The following is a 14,547-nucleotide window of genomic DNA, read 5'->3' as shown; positions in this document are numbered from 1 at the left end:
CAGATCTCCCCTGGACGGTCATGGACGGGTTACCGGATCCAGCCAACCGCACCGGGCCGGATTCAGGGAGTCACCGGTGGAACCTGTACCGGCAGTGCACCCCGGAACGGGCTCTCCCGGGGTGGTGGCTCCGTGCCGGTCCGGTCCCCGGCCGGCAGCCACAGCACGAAGGTGCTGCCCACGCCGAACTCGGAGAACGCCGCCACCTGACCGCCGTGCGATTCGGTGATCTGCCGGACGATGGCCAGGCCCAGGCCGGTGCGCCGCTGCCGGGACGGGTTGGTGCCGGCGCCCCGCCAGAACCGGTCGAAGACCCGGGGCAGGTCCTCGGCCGCGATACCCGGTCCCTGGTCGGCTACGGCCAGCCACAACCACGATCGCGTACGCCCGGTCGCGACGGTCACCGTGGAGCCGGTCGGGGCCAGGCGTACCGCGTTGGACAGCAGGTTGCCGGCCGCCCGGCGCAGCGCGTCGGCGTCCCCGATCAGGTGCAGCCCGTCGGCGGTCCGGTACCGCAGGTGCAGTGCCCGGTCCGGCAGGAACGACTCCTCACCGGCCTCCCGGGCCACCACGCTCAGGTCGACGTCGGTGTCGGTCAGCGCGTCGGCGTCCCGCCGTGCGGTGGCGAGCAGGTCCTCCACCAGGCCGGACATCCGGGTGGTGGCCCGGTCGACGACGGCCACCGCCCGGTGCCGTTCCTCGTCGGTGGCGTCCGGCACGGTCAGGGTGGCGTCCAGGTGGGTGCGGATGATCGCGAGAGGGCTGCGCAGCTCGTGTGAGGCGTCGTCGATGAGCTGCCGCTGCGCCTGGAACGCCTGATCCAGCCGGTCCAGCATGGAGTCGATGGTGTCGGCCAGGTCGCGCAGCTCGTCACGGGGCCCGCGCAGGTGGATCCGCCGGGTCAGGTCGGTGGCCTGGATGTCCCGGGCGGTCCGGGTGATCGCCCCGACCGGGCGCAGCACCCGGCCGGACAGCACCCAGCCGATGCCGAGGCTGGCCAGGAACAGGGCGGGCAGGGCGATCACCGAGTAGGTGCGAAGGCTCTGCAGGGTGTTGTAGTTGACCGCCGCCTCGATCTGGCTGACGTCGGCCACGGTCATCGTCCCGACGTACTGCCGGTTGTCGTTGTAGACCTTGGCGGTGCGCTCGGTGATCGGCTGCGGTGAGGTGGTCTGCGCGACCGCCAGATAGGTGATCGCCAGGGTGACCCCGGCCAGCGCGAACAGCAGCGTCGAGTAGACCACCGTGAGCCGGAAGCGGATTGACCGGAACATGGACCGATCATCCCCGGGCGATGATGCCGTCGGCCACCTGGCGGGCCCGGTCGATCGGCACCGCGAACCCGATGCCGATGCTGCCGCCGCCCTCCATCGCGGCGATCGCGGTGTTCACCCCGATCACCTCGCCCCGGGCGTTGACCAGCGGGCCGCCCGAGTTGCCCGGGTTGATCGAGGCGTCGGTCTGCACCGCCGTCTGCCGGCTGGAACCACCCAGCCGGACCTGCCGGTCCAGGGCGCTGACGATACCGGCGGTGACCGTGCCGGACAGCCCGAGCGGGGAGCCGACCGCGAGGACCGGCTCGCCGACCCGGGTGCCGCTCAGGTCGGCCAGCGGCAGCGGCGCGAGCGCGGGGGAGGGGCCGACCCGCAGCACGGCGATGTCGTTGCGCGGGTCGGAGCCGACCACCTCGGCGGTGAGCCGCCGCCCGTCCGAGCCGACCACGCTGACCGCGCCGCCCCCGGCCACCACGTGATGGTTGGTGACCAGGTGGCCGCGGGTGTCGAAGACGAACCCGGAACCGGACGAGCCGCCGGTGCCGGTGCGGACCTGCACCGACACCACGCCGGGCAGCACCCGGGCGGCGGCACCGACCAGATCCGGGCCGGCCAGCGGGGTGATCTCGGCGGTCTCCTCCCGGGTGATGACGGCCGCCGCGGTTCCGGCGGCGCCGGTCACCAGAACTCCGGCCATCAGGTAGACCGGCCACTTCTTCGCCCGTTTCGCGGTGGTCATCTCGGCTGATACGGATGTTTCGCTGACGGGCGTGACGAACTCGGGCCCACGCGGTGTTCCACCCAGTCCGGTATTGCTCATGACGAGTCCTCTCTACGGAAGCCGGGCGAACCAGAACAGTGAGGCCAGCGCCGCGAGCAGGGCGAGCACCAGCCCGGCGCCGACGAACCGGGCCGAGACGTCCCGGATCTCGGTCCGCGTGCCGATGGAACTGCCGACATCGGCGTACGCGGCCCGCAGCTCGTCCGCGTCCTCGGCCGCGAAATAGTCACCACCGGTGGTGTCCGCCACCGCCTGCAGCGTCTGCCCGTCCACCGGCACCGGCGTCCCGTTGCGCATCGTCCCGGCGGCGGTGCCGAACGAGATGCTGTCCACCGGGATGCCCAGCTCGACGGCCCGCTGCGCGGCGGTCGCCGGATCCTGGCCCATCGTGTTGGCGCCGTCGGAGAGCACCACCACCCGGGCCGGCGGCACGTCCTGCCCGGCCTCGGCGTCCAGCGCGCGGATCGAGTCCAGCGACGCGGCGATCGCCTCGCCGATCGCGGTGCCACCCGGCCCGGCCACCCCTTCGGCGAGCCGGTCGATGCCACCGCTCAGCGCGGCCCGGTCGGTGACCGGCGGAACCAGCACCGAGGCGGCCCCACCGAACGCGATCAGGCCCACGTTGAACTGCTCGGGCAGCCCGCCGGCGAACTCGTGGGCGGCGGCGCGGGCCGCGGCCAGCCGGTCCGGGGCCACGTCGCCGGCCATCATCGAGCCGGACACGTCGACGGCCACCATCACCGTCGCCCGCTCCCGGGGCACCTGCGTCGCCGCCTGCGGCTGGGCGAACCCGGCGACCAGCAGGCCGAGCATGGCCAGGAACAACCCGGCCGGTACGTGGCGGCGCCAGCCCGGCCGTTTCGGGGCCACCCGGTCGAGCAGTCTCAGATTGGTGAACCGGACCGCGTACCGGCTGCGGCGGCGCTGGGCGACGACGTATCCGGCGGCGAGTCCGGCGACCGCGGCCAGCAGCCACAACCGTTCCGGGGAGAGCCAGGTCATGCCGCCACCCCCAGCTCGGTCTGACCGGGAGCGATCACCGGCGGCGTGATGCTCCGGAGGACCCGGTCGACGATGCTCTCCGCGGTCACCCCGTCGGCGATCGCGTCGAAACCCAGAACCAGACGATGCGCCAGTACGTCCGGCGCGATGTCCACCACGTCGCCGGGCAGCACGTAGTCGCGCCCGCGCAGCAGTGCCAGCGCCCGGGCCGCCGCGACCAGGCCGAGGGTGGCCCGCGGGCTCGCGCCGTAGGCCAGTTCACCGGCCAGTCCCGGATCGCGGGTGGCGCACACCAGCCGGACCACGAATTCGGCCAGGGCGTGGTGCACGAACACGTCCCGGGCCCGCTGCTGCAGGGCGATCAGGCGGTCCGGGTCCAGCACCCGGTGGGCGGCCGGCCGGGTGCCGCCCATCCGGTAGAGGATGCCCAGTTCGTCCTGCTCGGACGGGTAGCCGACCACCACCCGCATCAGGAACCGGTCCCGCTGCGCCTCCGGCAGCTGGTAGACGCCCTCGCTCTCGATCGGGTTCTGGGTGGCCAGGACCAGGAACGGCTTCGGGACCGGGTAGGTCCGCCCGCCCAGTGACAGATGCCCCTCGGCCATCACCTCCAGCAGCGCCGCCTGCACCTTGGCCGGCGCCCGGTTGATCTCGTCGGCCAGCACCAGGTTCGCCATCACCGGGCCCAGCTCGACGTCGAAACTCTCCCGGCCGGCCCGGTAGATCCGGGTGCCGACGATGTCCGACGGCACCAGATCCGGGGTGAACTGGATCCGGTGGAAACTCCCGCCGACCGCCGTCGCCAGGGTCTCCGCGGCAAGCGTCTTGGCCACTCCAGGCACCCCTTCGAGCAGGATGTGCCCACCGGCGAGCAGCGCGGTCATCAACCGCTCGACCAGGCGATCCTGCCCGACGATCACCTTCTTCACCTCGAACAGCGTCTGCTCCAGCAGCCGTACGTCGGCATCGGACGCGATGTCAGTCATGGGCGCAAGGACATCAGCCGGCACCGAAAGACCACCGAAGGAGACTGATGAGCTAATTTATATACGCGTATAAAAACCTGGGGGAGTGATGAGGCGACTGTTACGCCCGCACCTGGTGACCTTCACGACCGTCGTGCTGCTGCGAGTGGCCGGAGCCGTCGCCGGCCTGGCCCCGCTGCTCGCGATCGCCGAGATCGGCCGCGTCCTGCTGTCCGGCGGCCCGCCGGACCACGGCCACGTCCGGACCGCCGTCGTCCTCGGCGCGGCCGGACTGTTCCTCTGGCTGCTGCTCACCGGCGTGTCCGCCGGGCTCGGCCACCTGCTCGACGGCCGGGTCCAGCTGTCGGTGCGCCGCGAGCTGGCCGTCGTCCTCGGCCGGGCGCCGATCGGCTGGCTCGCCCGCCGGCCCAGCGGCGAGCTGGCGAAGGTGGCCGGCGACGACGTCCGGGCGCTGCACCCGTTCATCGCCCACACCCCCGGCGACCTGACCGCCGCGTTCGTGGTGCCGGCGGTGTGCCTGGCCGTGCTGCTGGCCGTCGACTGGCGGCTCACCCTGATCACCCTGATCCCGGTGCTGCTGGCGATCGCGCACGTGCCCCTGCTGATGACCCCGGCCCGGACCCGCGAGCAGGTCGCCTACGACGCGGCGATGGGCCGGATCGCCGCCGCTGTCGTCGAGTTCGTCGAGGGCATCGCCGTGGTCAAGGCGTTCGGCGGCGCCGAGCGGGCCCACCGCGGATTCCGCACCGCCGCCGACGACTTCGCCGACGTGTTCACCCGCTGGGTGCGCGGCGTCTCCGCGGTCGCCGCCGGGATGCAGCTGGCCCTGTCCCCGCCGTTCGTGCTGGCCGTCGTCCTGGCCGGCGGCACCCTCCTGATCACCTCCGGCGCGATGGCCCCGGCCGACCTGCTGCCGTTCCTGCTGCTCGGGCCCGTCCTGACCGCCCCGGTGGCGGCGCTCGGGCACGGCTTCGACGACATCCAGGCGGCCGGGCGCGCGGCCGGCCGGATCCGCGAGGTGCTCCGGGTGCGCCCACTGCCCGAACCCGATCGTCCGGTCGTGCCCCGGGACGACCGGGTCGAGCTGCGCGGCGTCCGGTTCGGCTACGGCGACGGTCCCGAGGTGCTGCGTGGCGTCGACCTGACCCTCGAACCGGGCACCGTCACCGCCCTGGCCGGGCCCTCCGGTAGCGGCAAGTCGACACTCGCCGCGCTGCTGCCCCGGTTCTTCGACCCGGCCGGTGGCACGATCCGCATCGGCGGCGCCGACCTGCGCGACATCGGTGAGCGTGAGCTGCACCGGCGGGTCGCCGTCGTCTTCCAGGACGTCCGGCTGCTGCGTGCCTCGGTCGCCGCCAACATCGGCTCGGCCGCGCCGCACGCCGGAGCAGACGACATCGTCCGGGCCGCCCGGCTCGCGCACATCCACGACCGGATCCTCGAACTGCCGCACGGCTACCAGACCGTCCTCGGCGAGGAGGTACGGCTCTCCGGCGGTGAGGCGCAACGCGTCGCGATCGCGCGGGCCCTGGCCGCCGGCACCCCGATCCTGGTCCTCGACGAGGCCACCGCCTTCGCCGACCCGTGGACCGACCGGGCCGTCCGCACGGCCCTGACCAGCCTCCCCGGCCGGACCGTCCTGGTGATCGCGCACCGGCCGGAGACCATCGCCGCCGCCGGCACGGTGGTGATGCTGGACGGCGGGGTGATCGCCGAGCAGGGCCGCCCGGCCGATCTGCTCGCCCGCGGCGGCCGGTTCGCCGACTTCTGGCACGCACGGCGAGGAGACCACACCCGATGATCCGGACCCTGCTGCGGGTGCTCGGCGACGAGTACGCCGTACCGATGCGCCGCACCATCGCCCTGATGACCGCCGCCGCCGTCCTGGAAGGCCTGCTCCACGCCCTGCTGCTACCGATCCTGCGGGCACTGTTCGGGGACACCCCGGCGGACGCCCGGCCGTGGACGCTCGCCCTCGCCGCCACCGTCGCCGGGTACGCGGTGCTGCGCTACGCCGCCGACCTGTCCGGCATGCGGGTCGGCACCACCATGCTGCGCGGCATGTACCACCGCCTCGGCGAGCACCTGGCCCGGCTGCCGCTCGGCTGGTACGACAAGGCCCGCGTCGGCGAGGTGTCGATGCTGGCCGGCCGGGGTCTGCTGGCGGCGATGGGCATCTCGGCGCACATGCTGTCCCCGTTCGTCACCGCCTGCGTGACCCCGGCGACCATCGCCGTGGTGATCACCGTGATCAGCCCGCGGCTGGGCCTGGCCGTCCTGCTCGCCGCGCCGCTGGTGGTGCTCGCCCACCGGTGGGCCGGGCGGCGGACGACCGAGGGCGAGGCCGTCGACGCCGCCCGCGACCGCGAGGCCGCCGACCGGCTGGTCGAGTTCCTGCGGGCCCAGCCGGTGCTGCGGGCCGGTGGCGGCGGGTTCGCCGAGCTGGACGACGCGCTGCGGGAGCTGGAACGGTCGTCGCGGCGGCGGACCCTGTCGGTGCTGCCCGGCGTGGTGGGGCTGACGCTCATCGTGCAGACCGTCCTCACCACCCTGCTGATCCTCGGCACCGCCCTGGCTCTCGGCGGTGACCTCGGCGCGGCCGAGGTGCTGACCGTCCTGGTGCTCGCCGCCCGCGCCGCCGACCCGCTGCTGTCGCTGTCCGACATCGGCGGCAGGCTGCGCGCCGCCCGCTCCGAGCTGGACCGGCTGGACCGGGTGCTGCGCACCGAGCCGCTGACCGAGGCGGCCCATCCGGTCCGGCCGGCGGGTTCCGGTCTGTCCCTGGAGGCAGTCGATTTCCGGTACGGGGACCGGCCCGTACTCGACGGGCTGACCCTGACCGTGCCGGAGGGGCGGCGCCTCGGTGTGGTCGGCCCGTCCGGCGCGGGCAAGAGCACCCTGCTCCGGCTGCTCGCCCGCTTCCACGACCCGGATGCCGGGACGATCCGGATCGGCGGCGCCGACGTGCGGGACATCGCGACGTCGGACCTGATGGACCGGATCGCCATCGTGTTCCAGGACGTCTACCTGTTCGACGGCACCATCGAGGAGAACGTCCGGCTCGGCCGCCCCGGCGCCACCGAGGCCGAGGTGCGGGCCGCCGCGTCGGCCGCACGCCTGGACGAGGTGGTCGAACGGCTGCCCGGCGGCTGGGCCACCCGGGTCGGCGAGGGCGGCACGCTGCTGTCCGGCGGCGAACGCCAGCGCGTGTCGATCGCCCGCGCCCTGCTCAAGGACGCGCCGATCGTGCTGCTCGACGAGGTGACCTCGGCGCTGGACCCGGTGAACGAGGCGGCCGTGCACGACGGCATCGACCGCCTGATGACCGGCCGGACCGTGGTGATGATCGCGCACCGGATGCGGACCGTTCAGCGCGCCGACCGGGTCGTCTTCCTCGACGGTGGACGGGTCGTCGAGGAGGGCGCCCACGACGACCTGATCCGCCGTGGTGGGCGTTACGCCGGTTTCTGGGCGGTCGGTGCGGCCCCGGTGGCGGGCGGCTGAGGCAGCAGCCCGTCGACGATCGCGCGCAGCCCCCGCCGGTGGGTGTCCCGGGCGTTGAGTTCGGCCCAGCGCCCGGACACCGCGGCCAGCCGCGGATGGGTGCCGGCGGTCAGCCCGGCGACGATCCGGTCCTCCCGGCCCCGCCCGGCCGGTGCCCGCCGCCGCGCGGTGGACCGCCGGATCACCAGGTCACCGACGATGTAGAACCACAGGGTGCGGTAGACGTAGACGGCCTCGTCATCGGAGCAACCGTGCTCGGCGGCGGCGTCGATCATCACCTCGACGATCCACAGCGCGGACGGGGCGATCAGGTCGTCGCCGGTCAGCACCTCGATGATCCACGGCCGTTCGGCGAGCAGCTCGTACAGCAGGATCGACGCCGCGACCAGCCGCTGTCGGGGATCCGCGGGGAACTCCGGCCGGGGCATCGCCCGCGCCTGCTCCTCCAGCACGTGCGCCAGCAGCTCGTCCTTGTCACGCACGTGGTGGTAGAGCGCCATCGGTGTGCTGCCGAGCTCGGTCGCCAGCCGCCGCATCGACAGCTTCTCCGGGCCCTCGGCCGCCAGGATCCGCGCCGCCGTGGTGACGATGGCGTCCAGGGACAGGCGGGCCGGCCGGCCGGCACTCCGGGGGCGGTCTCCGTCCACGGGCATCCGGACAAACTACCACCGGCCCCACCCCCGGTAGCATCACCGCCATGATCAAGCGACGACCGTGGATCGGGGTCCTCGCCGCCGCCACGGTGCTGGCCCTGGTGTCATTGGCCTCCAACGTGACGACGGAGAGCCAGCTGTCCGGCGAGGCGGACACCATCCTGGCGGTACGGTCGACGCTCAGCAGGTTGCTGAACGCCGGAGTGGTGTGGGGCGGCCTGGCGGTGCTGGCCGGCCGGCTGGTGCGCCGTCCGCTCCCGGCCGTCGCCGCCGGGGTGCTGTCCGGGCTGGCCGCCCTGGCCGTGCACTACGCCGCCGGGACGCTCACCGGCATGTTCGACGCGGACATCTGGCGGTACAACGCGCACTGGTTCGTGGCCGCGGCGGTAACCGGCGGCCCACTCGGCCTGGTCGGCGCCATCACCCACCGCGAGGACCGGTGGGGCCTGGCGGCCCGGCTGGTCATCCCGGCCGGCGCCGTCCTCGAACCGTTCGTCCTCGGCTGGTTCACCGCCCCCACACTCCTGCCCTGGCCGACGAGGGTGGCCGGCTACATCGCCGGCGCGGTGCTGGTGGCGGCCGGGGCGCTGGGTGGTCTCCGGGCGCTGTCCCGCCGCCGTACCGGAAGCCGGGTGGGGTCGCCGGGCTGAGCGGCGTGAGGCGGTGGACCAGACCGGCCTGGTCGTCGGGGACGTAGACGGCGCCGTCCGGGCCGGGAATCGCGTCGACGCCGCGGCCCCAGCGGGTGCCGCCCGGGGTCCGGGCCGGCCGCCGGGCGCCGGGCACGTTCGCCCAGACCTGGGCGGTCCAGCCGGTACGCGGGTTCAGCGAGCGCCCGGCCGCGGCGCCGGGGTCGACACCGCCGGCCCCGGCGATTCCCCAGCCTGGAACACATCGACGCTAATCGAAGTCGTGGCGGGATTCCGGATGGTCGAGCCGAGACCGGAGAGCCCGATAGGCCGGTACGGCGCCAGCACCCAGCCACCAGGTCCGCACCACCAGGAAAGGCAGAAGCGTCCCCTCGAAGGTGTGCAGGCGGCCGGTGTGCCGGCGCTCCCGGGTGCCCTCCATCGGCAGGGCCCGCACGGTGATCCACGTGTCGCGGGCCTCGACATCGACGACCGCCTCCCACGGCACGAAGTGCTCCAGAACCAGCGACCGGTGATATATGCCCGACGTCGTCAGCACGATCGTGCCCGGCGCGAGACGCAGCACCACCACGAGAAACCAGCCGACGAACACCGCGAACCCGCCGGCGACGACGGCCACCAGCCAGCCGATCACCCCACCACCGGCGGCGACCACCACGGCGAACCCGGCGGCCAGCAGGGCGGTGAGCAGCAGAGTCGCGCCGAGAAGGTAGTACGGCAGACGCGCGTACGGGAAAGCCGGCCCTCTCTCACCCGCCTCGGTGACTCCGATCCGGCGACCTCCGGCGGCGGCCCTGGGCGGCCGCAGGATGTTGATCCCGATCGCGGCGACGTGCCCGGCCAGCGCGGCCGCCAGCGCGAACCCGGCGCCTTCGAGCACATCACCGGCGCCGGCGGCGGCGACCGCAAGCAGCCCGGACACCAGCCCGGCGACAACCACACCCAGCACCCGGCCGGCGGACCGTCGCGGCCGTGGCCACCCGTCCGGCGGATCAGCGTTCGATCGCATTCGCATTCGCATTCGCCTTTGTGAGCCGTATCAGCATTGTCGAGGGGGTGTTCAGTGTGAACCTTTGTGTTCGGGTCTGATCGTTGTGTTAGTGCGGCTGACGGGGATCGATAGCTTGGGCGGGATCCGCTGTCGATCGGAACGAGGCGAAATGAGACGTCGGCGCCTGTCCGCTGTTGCTTCCGTGGGTCTTCTGGTGTGTGCGCTGGCCGTGCCCGCTCAGGCCGCCACCGCTGCCGGGGAGACCGTCGATGTGGTGGTCGACGCCGCCGACATCGACGCGGGTAATCGCAACGGGCTGACCTTCAAGGGTTTCGGGGTGCTGAGTGCCAACAGCACCAGCGCGCTGCTGCTGGACTACAAGGCGCAGCATCCGGCCGCGTACACCCGCCTGCTCCGGGTCTTGTTCGGTGGGGAACGGCCGATCATGACGCATTTCAAGATCGAGATGGGTAACGACCGGAACAACTCGACCGGGCCCGACCCGGCCACCAAACGGACCGCGACCGAGCCGGCGAACGTCGCCCGGGCGCCCGGCTTCCAGTTGGCCGCCGACGCCAAGAAGGTCAACCCGGATCTCAAGGTGAGCATCCTGCGGTGGAACGCGCCGGCCTGGGCGGACACCAACGACGAGATCTACCAGTGGTACAAGGAGACCATCCTGGCCGCCCACCGCCGGTACGGCTACATGGTCGACTACGTGAACCCCGGCGTGAACGAGGCCGTCGCCGACCTGGCCTGGACCAAGCGGTACGCCGAACTCGTCCGCACCGACACCACCGGCTTCCGGCCCGGCGAGGCGGACCTCTACCGCCGGATCAAGCTGGTCATCTCGGACGAGGCGGGCATCGGCAGCTTCGGCCCGGCCATGGTCGGTGACGCCGATCTGCGTGATGTGGTGGCGGCGGCCGGGTACCACTACAACACCGACGACGACAGCGGCGGCAACTTCACCCGGCTCGCCGACGAGTTCGACAAGGAGGTCTGGAACAGCGAGGCCCAGGCCACCTTCAGCAACTCGGCGCTGCGGCCGAACAACAACACCCCCGACCCGACGGTGCCCGGCACCGGCCTGGGCGGCTCCGGCAGTTCCCTGGAGATGGCCAACACCATCGTCAAGGGCTTCGTGAAATCGCGCCGCTCGCACTTCATCTACCAGCCGGCGATCGGCTCGTTCTACGAGGGCGGCCAGTACTCGTTCAAGGAACTCGTCTCCGCCCGCGACCCCTGGTCCGGCTGGATGCACTACGACGCCGGACTCGCCGTGCTCCAGCATTTCAGCAGCTTCGCGAACACCGGCTGGGAGAACGGGTCCGGCACCGCCGGGATCTGGCGGCTGATGCCCCGGGCCAGCATGTCCACCGCCACCGGCACCAACCCGGTGGTCGGGCGCAACGGGCTGCCCGACTACCTGACCATGGCGGCGCCGGACGCGACCGGGTTCTCCACGGTGATCGTGAACGACTCGGAGTATCCGCGCACCTACCGGATCACCCCGACCGGATTCCGGCTCGGCGCCCACCCCCGGCTGACCGCCTGGGAGACCCGCGCGGCCGGCCCGGGGCAGCGGTTCGACGCCAACTACAAGAGGCGCGCCGGGGTGCTGCGGGGCGATGCCGGGGGGACGTACACCATCGGGGTGAAGCCTTTTTCGATCGTCACCGTCACCTCGCTGGACGTGACCCGGGACCGGCAGTGGACGACGCCCCTGCCGGTCGACGGGAGACGTCCGGTGCTGGACGCCGATCCGCGGCGCGGTGTGCTGTGGGCCGACCGGTTCGACTATCGCGGCAAACCCGGCTTCATCGAGTCGCGCGGCGGTGACACCGGTGCCGACCCGCTGTACACCTGGGACCGCAACGGGGCGTTCGAAGCCGTCCGGACCAGCGACGACGGGTATGTGCTGCGGCAGCAGGTGGACCGGGCGGCCACCGGCGTCGGCCGGGCCTGGAACAGCGCCGACCCGATCACCGGCGTCGGGGATCTGCGCTGGACCGACTACCAGGCCGGCGTCGACGTGCGGTTCGAACGGGCGCCGGCCGCCGACAACTACGCGGCCATCGGCGCCCGGTCGACCGGAGGAGGCTCCTCGCACAGTCTCGGTGGAACGCCGTACGCGCTGCGGTTGAACTCGACCGGGACCTGGCAGCTGCAGCGAACCGGAACGATCATCGCGTCAGGCACGCTGGACGGCTTCGACGCGACCGCCGAACACCGGCTGGCGATCCGGGTGACCGGGGCGACGGTGACCGGTCTCGTGAACGGTACGCAGGTGGCCGTCTGGACCGATCCGGCGCCGTTCCTCTCCGGCCGGGTCGACCTGGCCAGCGGCTTCCACCACACCCGGTTCGACGATCTGCGCATCGAGCGGGTTCCCGGACACGCCCCGTACTACCAGCGGTACCACGACAACCTGGAGACCGGGAGATTGACGTACGGCGGGGTCTGGCGGCACACCAACGGCCGGGGGATGTTCGAGTACCACCGGACCGCGTCGATCAGCCAGGGCCCCGGCGCCACGATCAGCCACACCTTCACCGGCACCGGGCTCGACATCATCGGGGCCAACGACGGAACGGCACGGATTGACGTACGGGTGGACGGCGCCCTGGTCGCGGCGAACCAGCCGGCCCGATCGTCGACCAACTTCCAGCAGACCTTCGAGGTGGCCGGCCTGGCACCCGGCCGGCACACGGTGACCCTGGAGGTGGTCGCCGGAACCCTGATCGTCGACGCGGTCGGTGTGCGCTGACGAATTGGTTCCGGCCCGTCGTCAACCAAATAGGACACTCGGGTGTCAAACAGGATGTGAAACGACAAGAACGCTGGAAACGCATCCTGGTCGCCACGGCCGCGGTCACCGCCACCCTCCTGGCGGGGGCCGCGCCGGCCGCCGCGATCAGCGGCGGTGAACAGGCCGGCCCCGGAGAGTTCCCGTGGATGGTCCGGCTGCTGCCGGTCGGCTGCGGCGGCACCCTCATCCACCCGCGGCTGGTCCTCACCGCCCAGCACTGCGTCGACGAGCAGCCCGGCGACGGCTTCACCGTCGTCTCCGGCACCGTCGACGTCGAGGACCCGCACCGCACCATCACCAGCTCGGTGGCGATCCGCGGCGGCACCGACTGGTGGGACGGGCCGGACTGGGCGGTGGTCAAACTCTCCGAACCCCTGGACCTTCCCGTGGTACGCGTCGCGACCGCGCCCGCCGACCCGCAGACACTGACGGTGACCGGCTGGGGAAAGCAGCAGTGGGGCGGGGAACAGGAACGCTTCCTGCGTAAGGTCGACCTGCCGGTCAAACCGGACGCGGAATGCTTCGACGACCCGTGGTGGCAGGAGAACCCGGCATACCCGCGCGCGACGATCTGCGGCCGGGTCGTGGACCGGAAAAGCCACTGCGCCGGCGACTCGGGCGGCCCGGCCCTGCACCGGCTCCCCGACGGCTCGTGGGAACAGGTCGGCATCGTGAGCGCCGGCGGCGACTGCGAATGGGACAGCGACGAGGAGGCGGGCTCCCCGGTCTACACCGACGTCGCCTACTTCAGCCAGGACATCCAGCGGGCCGCCGACCTCCTGCTGTCCACCACCCCCTGACCGGAATCCAGGCACGCTTGCCAGGCCCGGACGCGACCGAAGTCCGTCCGGGCCGCGATCCGGCCTCCGTGGATTCCGGCCCGCCGATTCGGTGTACCGATGTCCTGTCCGCCGCAACCGGTGGAAGTGATCGGGACTACGCGTTGAGTTTGTCGCGCCAGGCGAGGAATTCGCGGAGTTCGGTCAGGTCGGGGGTGGGGCCGCTGGCGTTGATGGTGAAGAGGCGCACGCCCAGCTCGTACATCCGGTCGCGGTCCTCGGTCTTGCCCATCGTCGAGATCTCGATCTCGGCGGGGTCGCGGCCGATGTCGGCGCAGTGCGAGCGCAGAATGCCGAGTTTGCGTTCCAGGGTCTCGGGGTCGGAGAAGCTGTGCCAGATGTTCGCGTGCTTGGCGGTCAGGCGCAGCGTCTTCTTCTCGCCGCCGCCGCCGATCAGGACCGGGATGTCGCGGGTCGGCCTCGGGTTCAGCTTGGCCCAGCGGGATTCGATGCGGGGGAGGGCTTCGGCGAGGTCGTCGAGGCGGCTGCCGGCGGTGCCGAACTCGTAGCCGTATTCGGTGTAGTCGCGTTCGAACCAGCCGGAGCCGATGCCGAGGATGAGGCGGCCCTCGCTGATGTGGTCGACGGTGCGGGCCATGTCGGCGAGCAGGTCGGGGTTGCGGTAGCTGTTGCAGGCGACGAGAGCGCCGATCTCCACCCGGGACGTGGACTCGGCCCAGGCGGCGAGCATGGTCCAGCACTCGAAGTGCAGACCGTCCGGCTCTCCGGAGAGCGGATAGAAGTGGTCCCAGTTGAACAGGATGTCCACGCCCAGGTCTTCGGCCTCCGAGGCGGTGCGCCGGATGGTGGCGTAGTCCATGTGTTGCGGCTGCAGCTGCAGCCCGATGCGAACCGGCCTATCGATCATGTCGTCGAGCCTACGTCGCGGGGGCGTCCGGCACGGCCAGGTGGCCGAGGGATGCCTCGATCGATGGTGGCAGGGGGCGGCGGTGCCGCAGCGCCCACCGCAGGTCACGGACCACGTCCCACCACACGGACGGCTTTTCCCGCAGTGCGGTCCAGCCGATCACCCGGTACGAGTCGTGGGGGGGGGG

Annotated in this window: 12 protein-coding genes; 5 read left to right on the top strand and 7 right to left on the bottom strand. The window is 72.3% G+C overall.

Annotated elements, in window-relative coordinates; translation table 11 throughout:
- Positions 1-62: 62 nt before the first annotated feature.
- Genes ACQ0O7_RS27495 through ACQ0O7_RS27480 form a run of 4 tightly spaced genes read right to left on the bottom strand, consistent with a single transcriptional unit; the run spans position 63 to position 4,043 of the window.
- The gene (locus tag ACQ0O7_RS27495; protein ID WP_430785792.1) at positions 63-1,274 is read right to left on the bottom strand and encodes a sensor histidine kinase; all 1,212 of its coding nucleotides are present in this window, start codon (positions 1,272-1,274) and stop codon (positions 63-65) included.
- A gap of 7 nt (positions 1,275-1,281) precedes the next feature.
- Positions 1,282-2,094: a S1C family serine protease gene (locus ACQ0O7_RS27490; RefSeq protein WP_430785790.1), complete on the bottom strand. Its 813-nt coding sequence runs from the start codon at positions 2,092-2,094 to the stop codon at positions 1,282-1,284.
- A gap of 12 nt (positions 2,095-2,106) precedes the next feature.
- The gene (locus ACQ0O7_RS27485) at positions 2,107-3,057 is read right to left on the bottom strand and encodes a VWA domain-containing protein (RefSeq protein WP_430785788.1); all 951 of its coding nucleotides are present in this window, start codon (positions 3,055-3,057) and stop codon (positions 2,107-2,109) included.
- Positions 3,054-4,043: an AAA family ATPase gene (locus ACQ0O7_RS27480; RefSeq protein WP_430785786.1), complete on the bottom strand. Its 990-nt coding sequence runs from the start codon at positions 4,041-4,043 to the stop codon at positions 3,054-3,056. Before ACQ0O7_RS27480 ends, ACQ0O7_RS27485 begins: the two co-directional genes overlap by 4 nt.
- A gap of 115 nt (positions 4,044-4,158) precedes the next feature.
- On the opposite strand from ACQ0O7_RS27480, the gene ACQ0O7_RS27475 reads away from it, so the two are divergent.
- Entirely contained in the window at positions 4,159-5,844 is a 1,686-nt protein-coding gene (locus tag ACQ0O7_RS27475) for an ABC transporter ATP-binding protein (RefSeq protein ID WP_430785784.1), read from the top strand.
- A complete protein-coding gene (locus tag ACQ0O7_RS27470) occupies positions 5,841-7,547 on the top strand; it encodes an ABC transporter ATP-binding protein (protein ID WP_430785782.1) in 1,707 nt (568 codons plus the stop codon). Before ACQ0O7_RS27475 ends, ACQ0O7_RS27470 begins: the two co-directional genes overlap by 4 nt.
- Here the strand turns inward: ACQ0O7_RS27470 and ACQ0O7_RS27465 are convergent.
- A complete protein-coding gene (locus ACQ0O7_RS27465) occupies positions 7,499-8,200 on the bottom strand; it encodes a TetR/AcrR family transcriptional regulator (RefSeq protein WP_430785780.1) in 702 nt (233 codons plus the stop codon). The two genes, ACQ0O7_RS27470 and ACQ0O7_RS27465, sit on opposite strands and share 49 nt — an antisense overlap.
- Before the next feature lie 44 nt (positions 8,201-8,244).
- On the opposite strand from ACQ0O7_RS27465, the gene ACQ0O7_RS27460 reads away from it, so the two are divergent.
- The gene (locus ACQ0O7_RS27460; protein WP_430785778.1) at positions 8,245-8,850 is read left to right on the top strand and encodes a hypothetical protein; all 606 of its coding nucleotides are present in this window, start codon (positions 8,245-8,247) and stop codon (positions 8,848-8,850) included.
- 250 nt (positions 8,851-9,100) lie between these two features.
- Here the strand turns inward: ACQ0O7_RS27460 and ACQ0O7_RS27455 are convergent, their stop codons facing one another.
- Positions 9,101-9,865, bottom strand: coding sequence for a hypothetical protein (locus ACQ0O7_RS27455; protein WP_430785776.1), 765 nt, complete (start codon positions 9,863-9,865; stop codon positions 9,101-9,103).
- A gap of 145 nt (positions 9,866-10,010) precedes the next feature.
- On the opposite strand from ACQ0O7_RS27455, the gene ACQ0O7_RS27450 reads away from it, so the two are divergent.
- Together ACQ0O7_RS27450 and ACQ0O7_RS27445 are read left to right on the top strand one after the other, a co-directional pair.
- Positions 10,011-12,611: a sugar-binding protein gene (locus tag ACQ0O7_RS27450; protein ID WP_430785774.1), complete on the top strand. Its 2,601-nt coding sequence runs from the start codon at positions 10,011-10,013 to the stop codon at positions 12,609-12,611.
- Between the two features lie 56 nt (positions 12,612-12,667).
- A complete protein-coding gene (locus ACQ0O7_RS27445) occupies positions 12,668-13,453 on the top strand; it encodes a S1 family peptidase (protein ID WP_430785772.1) in 786 nt (261 codons plus the stop codon).
- A gap of 136 nt (positions 13,454-13,589) precedes the next feature.
- Here the strand turns inward: ACQ0O7_RS27445 and ACQ0O7_RS27440 are convergent, their stop codons facing one another.
- On the bottom strand, positions 13,590-14,360 hold the full coding sequence (locus ACQ0O7_RS27440; RefSeq protein ID WP_430785770.1) for an LLM class F420-dependent oxidoreductase: 771 nt from the start codon (positions 14,358-14,360) through the stop codon (positions 13,590-13,592).
- Positions 14,361-14,547 lie beyond the last annotated feature (187 nt).

Origin of the sequence: Actinoplanes sp. G11-F43 (assembly GCF_050589265.1) — a bacterium.
Classification (GTDB): Bacteria; Actinomycetota; Actinomycetes; order Mycobacteriales; family Micromonosporaceae; genus Actinoplanes.
The sequence above is the reverse complement of the archived record's forward strand: the minus strand, read 5'-3'. Positions and strand labels throughout refer to the sequence as shown.

Excerpts from the sequence above, each read along its gene's own strand:
- ACQ0O7_RS27470 (WP_430785782.1), top strand. The coding sequence starts at position 5,841 with ATGATCCGGACCCTGCTGCGGGTGCTCGGCGACGAGTACGCCGTACCG.
- ACQ0O7_RS27480 (WP_430785786.1), bottom strand. The coding sequence starts at position 4,043 with ATGACTGACATCGCGTCCGATGCCGACGTACGGCTGCTGGAGCAGACG.
- ACQ0O7_RS27495 (WP_430785792.1), bottom strand. The coding sequence starts at position 1,274 with ATGTTCCGGTCAATCCGCTTCCGGCTCACGGTGGTCTACTCGACGCTG.
- ACQ0O7_RS27455 (WP_430785776.1), bottom strand. The coding sequence starts at position 9,865 with ATGCGAATGCGATCGAACGCTGATCCGCCGGACGGGTGGCCACGGCCG.
- ACQ0O7_RS27460 (WP_430785778.1), top strand. The coding sequence starts at position 8,245 with ATGATCAAGCGACGACCGTGGATCGGGGTCCTCGCCGCCGCCACGGTG.
- ACQ0O7_RS27465 (WP_430785780.1), bottom strand. The coding sequence starts at position 8,200 with ATGCCCGTGGACGGAGACCGCCCCCGGAGTGCCGGCCGGCCGGCCCGC.
- ACQ0O7_RS27450 (WP_430785774.1), top strand. The coding sequence starts at position 10,011 with ATGAGACGTCGGCGCCTGTCCGCTGTTGCTTCCGTGGGTCTTCTGGTG.
- ACQ0O7_RS27440 (WP_430785770.1), bottom strand. The coding sequence starts at position 14,360 with ATGATCGATAGGCCGGTTCGCATCGGGCTGCAGCTGCAGCCGCAACAC.
- ACQ0O7_RS27490 (WP_430785790.1), bottom strand. The coding sequence starts at position 2,094 with ATGAGCAATACCGGACTGGGTGGAACACCGCGTGGGCCCGAGTTCGTC.
- ACQ0O7_RS27485 (WP_430785788.1), bottom strand. The coding sequence starts at position 3,057 with ATGACCTGGCTCTCCCCGGAACGGTTGTGGCTGCTGGCCGCGGTCGCC.